Below are 3,332 nucleotides of genomic sequence, written 5' to 3' on the forward strand. Positions count from 1 at the left end.
CTGTTTTTATCCGCCGTCGCCGTTGAGGCGATTACCACGCCGTCCAGTTGCGTGTGCCCGCCCACTGTTACGTCAAATCCGCCGTCGCCGGCAAACAGCCCCGTCTGCTCCTGCACCGAGGCGTAATTTCTCAAACCACATTGCCCGGGCACTGAGTCATTTTCTGAGCATAGGACTTGTTTTGAGCAACACTCAGCATATTATTCTCCGCGATTAAAATCCTTTGATCTTAAAAAAACGACATAGAACGATCCCAACGCCAATAATAAAGCCACCGCCGCCACCTACTTTTAGATTATGCAGGGCTTCGGGCAAAGAAAAACTGAAGCTACCCCGGATGACATAATCAATAATAAGTAATGACAAATAAGCCAGTTCAGCCATGATAATCCCCGCAACTACAGAGAAGATAAAAAAGAGAACATTAATCATTTATCTCCCTCTCCCGCAGAACCCATACGTTTTTCTATACCTTTACCTGTTATTTCAGAGAAGAGTGAGCCACCAAAATCACCAAAAGCACCTGGAACACGGCCAGGGGATATTTCCTTCGAAATTCCAAAATCACCTTTTACTTCAGTATACTTCTGAAGTGTCGGGTTAAATTTCGGATCCCAGCCACCTTTCCACCAGTTTGCTCCGGCATTTGCTCCTCAGGAAATGCCCTTACCTATTCCATAACCCAAACCTGCACCGACACCATTTGTAACTGCCCCAGACAGTGGATCTTTGTTGTCAATCCAGTTACCCAACGCACCGCCTGCAGCATTCCAGCCAACAGTACCCACCAGGCCATTTCCCATACTGAATACATTCACCCAGCCCGCAATGACTGCGTTTGCCGGATCTATAGTGCCATCCGCCAGGTAGCCAATTCCTGCATTTGCCCCCGCGCCCAGTCCCCACATCGCCTGAGCACTGCCAGGAAGCAGAGCCACTGTACCTGTTGCCAGCGCCAGCCCTACCGCATCACGTTCATTCATTGCTTTCTGACATGCGGCCCCACTCGGATTGTCGGAACAGGTCGCCATATCGATGCCGTGCTGGCGTATCCAGGCAGCCTGCGCATCCTCACTCCCGCCCATCAGGTTATTCTCCGCAACAACTCGATCCGGTGCACATTGCTGTGATGAACCCGGTTTTTCCCTATATTTTCCGTGAGTTAAAGGCGGTTTTCCTTGCAGGACTTTCGGCGCGGCAACTTTTGCCCCGACGCGCCTTTTCAGTTCGTTGCACTACCCAGCAATATTGTTAAAGAGCAACTGATAAGATCCTAACGCAAGAACCAGTACCCGTTCAGTAAGTAATTACGGGGTAATCCCCATAACTTGTAGTAATAACATAAGACTCAAACCCGTTATTTTCAGGCAAAACTTGTATATATCTTTCATTATCAAAGGATAGTCTCAGTATTTCACCATCCACAACAGAACAGCTTCTGACTACCTGGTTAAGTAAAGGAAATAAAAAATTACTAGTCGATAAATTCTCACCATGCCCTGTATGTAAATGTCCTTTTTCCCCGCACTGAAATGGACACTGGATCATTACCCTAGCGCCTGATGAAAACAGCAAAACTAAAGATCCCACACCAACCGTTACTCCGGTAAATATAGATTGTTCAAATTCATGAAGTTCGGCATCAGTAATCATATTGTCCTTACCTTTCTGGCGGCATAGTGTCTGTTGGTAGTGGTACATGAGTTTCACCTCGAGTGCCAGTGCCACCTGTGGCTGGATTTGTTGGCTGACCATTTTTAACCGATATCCAGTATCCATTTTCTAACCCAGGAACCGGGGTCGATCCTGGCGGCATCACTCTAATATATGAGCTTCCTGGACTGCCCGGGTCAGTATTTGGTGGATAATAAATTGTACTTCCTGGTGTTCTACCTGGCTTACTAACCCAACCCTGAGGGATAACAGGTCCCTGAGGCGGGTTTGTAAAAGGCTGTAGTTTTGGGGGGACTTTAGGAATTGAAGCTTTTGACATTCCATTCCCTTGAATGTCTCCATCAGCATCCACAACTCCAGGTTTCAGCCACCCCGGACGTATATCCAGTATCGGAAGTTTCTTGTCCTTATCTCCCAGCGCATTATTCTCAACAATAACTACTTACGAAAGTGTCGTCGTACTTGCAGATAGAATAACAACCAAATTCCAGCACCGATCCAAACCCCAACTGCAGCACCAATACATCCATACTTTATATATACAGTTAGAGCGATGGGATTTCGTGCGATAAGCCAGATACTAACAACCATTCCTATAGAGCAAGTCGCAGAAAAAATAAATATTAGCTTAATAAGTTCTAATAGAGGACGGTTCATTTACCACCTCCATTAACTTCTTGCTGAACTCCACTACTTGCACCTTCCGACATTAACGAACCAACGGATCCGCCAGCAATCCCTGGAACGGAGCTCATTTCACCACCTTTAAGCAAATACCCCGGACCAAAAGATGATTCAGAGTATTTTAAAGCATTTTTGCTGGCATCCATTCCCAGCTGGTTTTTTATGTACTGAGACTCAAATTTATTGGTAACTGCTGTTCCTGTACCATAACCAATTCCTGTGCCGGCCATACTGCCCACTACTGATGAGGTACTGTCCTGGCCTTCAATCTGGCTGCTCATGTAAGCACTACCGGCCCCCAATAACTGGTTAGCGTAATATCCTTTCCCGGCTGTCCCTATCCCGGTTAATCCTGACATCGTGAAACTGAGATAATCGAACTTCTCACCAGTATTGCCGGTTGCAACCTGGACTGCACCATTTGCCCCGTAACTCAGCCCGGCACTAACAAATTTTTCCGTCAGCGTGGCTGATGACGTTAACAACGAACCAGCTCCCGCTACCATACCCCAGTAATTTTCTGGCTCCCCAAAGAAAGCCAAAGCTCTATCACCCTGTGACGTATTACTATTCAGATAGTCCAGGTCGTAGCTGTTGCCTTCAGTAACGTAGTCCTTCACATCCTGATTTTCCAGTGAACCATATAACCAGTCAGGTCGACCCGCCGCGCTGAGCCCACCCTCAATATTCCATTTATCTTCCCCGGACAGAGCAGTCAGAGGGGCGGCAGCCACATCAATATGCAATTTCAGTCGGTTATCAGCACTAATTACAGCATATTTATTCTGGATGCTGCCACAATCCCCCCCGGCTTTTCGACAGGCTGTCATTTCTTTATCGAAAGCATGTGCCTCGTCATAGCTGAGGTAATTATTCTCAACCGCATTCTTCCCGGCCTGCGCACCTGCTGCCGCGGATGATGAGCTGCCCCCCGCCAGAGCGCCCGCCATTCCCGCGGAGAGACTCGCCAGCAT

General features: G+C 47.6%; 3 protein-coding genes and 2 pseudogenes. All 5 read right to left on the minus strand.

Features of this window, described 5'->3' with window-relative positions; all coding sequences use genetic code 11:
• Positions 1–125: pseudogene (locus tag FDX04_RS24650) on the minus strand (hemolysin); the annotation flags it as partial.
• Between the two features lie 88 nt (positions 126–213).
• Positions 214–432, minus strand: a complete 219-nt coding sequence (locus FDX04_RS07020; protein ID WP_137360739.1) for a hypothetical protein — start codon at positions 430–432, stop codon at positions 214–216.
• Positions 429–1,097, minus strand: a pseudogene (locus FDX04_RS07025) (filamentous hemagglutinin); the annotation flags it as partial. The pseudogene FDX04_RS07025 and the gene FDX04_RS07020, both read right to left, overlap by 4 nt.
• 199 nt (positions 1,098–1,296) lie before the next feature.
• On the minus strand, positions 1,297–1,779 hold the full coding sequence (locus tag FDX04_RS07030; protein WP_170972924.1) for a hypothetical protein: 483 nt from the start codon (positions 1,777–1,779) through the stop codon (positions 1,297–1,299).
• A gap of 548 nt (positions 1,780–2,327) precedes the next feature.
• Positions 2,328–3,332, minus strand: a 1,005-nt coding sequence (locus tag FDX04_RS07045) for a VENN motif pre-toxin domain-containing protein (protein WP_137370688.1), incomplete at its 5' end; no start/stop codon positions are given.

Origin of the sequence: Citrobacter sp. wls615 (genome assembly GCF_005281355.1) — a bacterium.
Classification (GTDB): Bacteria; Pseudomonadota; Gammaproteobacteria; order Enterobacterales; family Enterobacteriaceae; genus Citrobacter; species Citrobacter werkmanii.

What these genes read in the sequence shown, in the direction of transcription:
- FDX04_RS07020 (WP_137360739.1), bottom strand. Translation starts at nt 432, where the DNA reads ATGATTAATGTTCTCTTTTTTATCTTCTCTGTAGTTGCGGGGATTATC.
- FDX04_RS07030 (WP_170972924.1), bottom strand. Translation starts at nt 1,779, where the DNA reads ATGGATACTGGATATCGGTTAAAAATGGTCAGCCAACAAATCCAGCCA.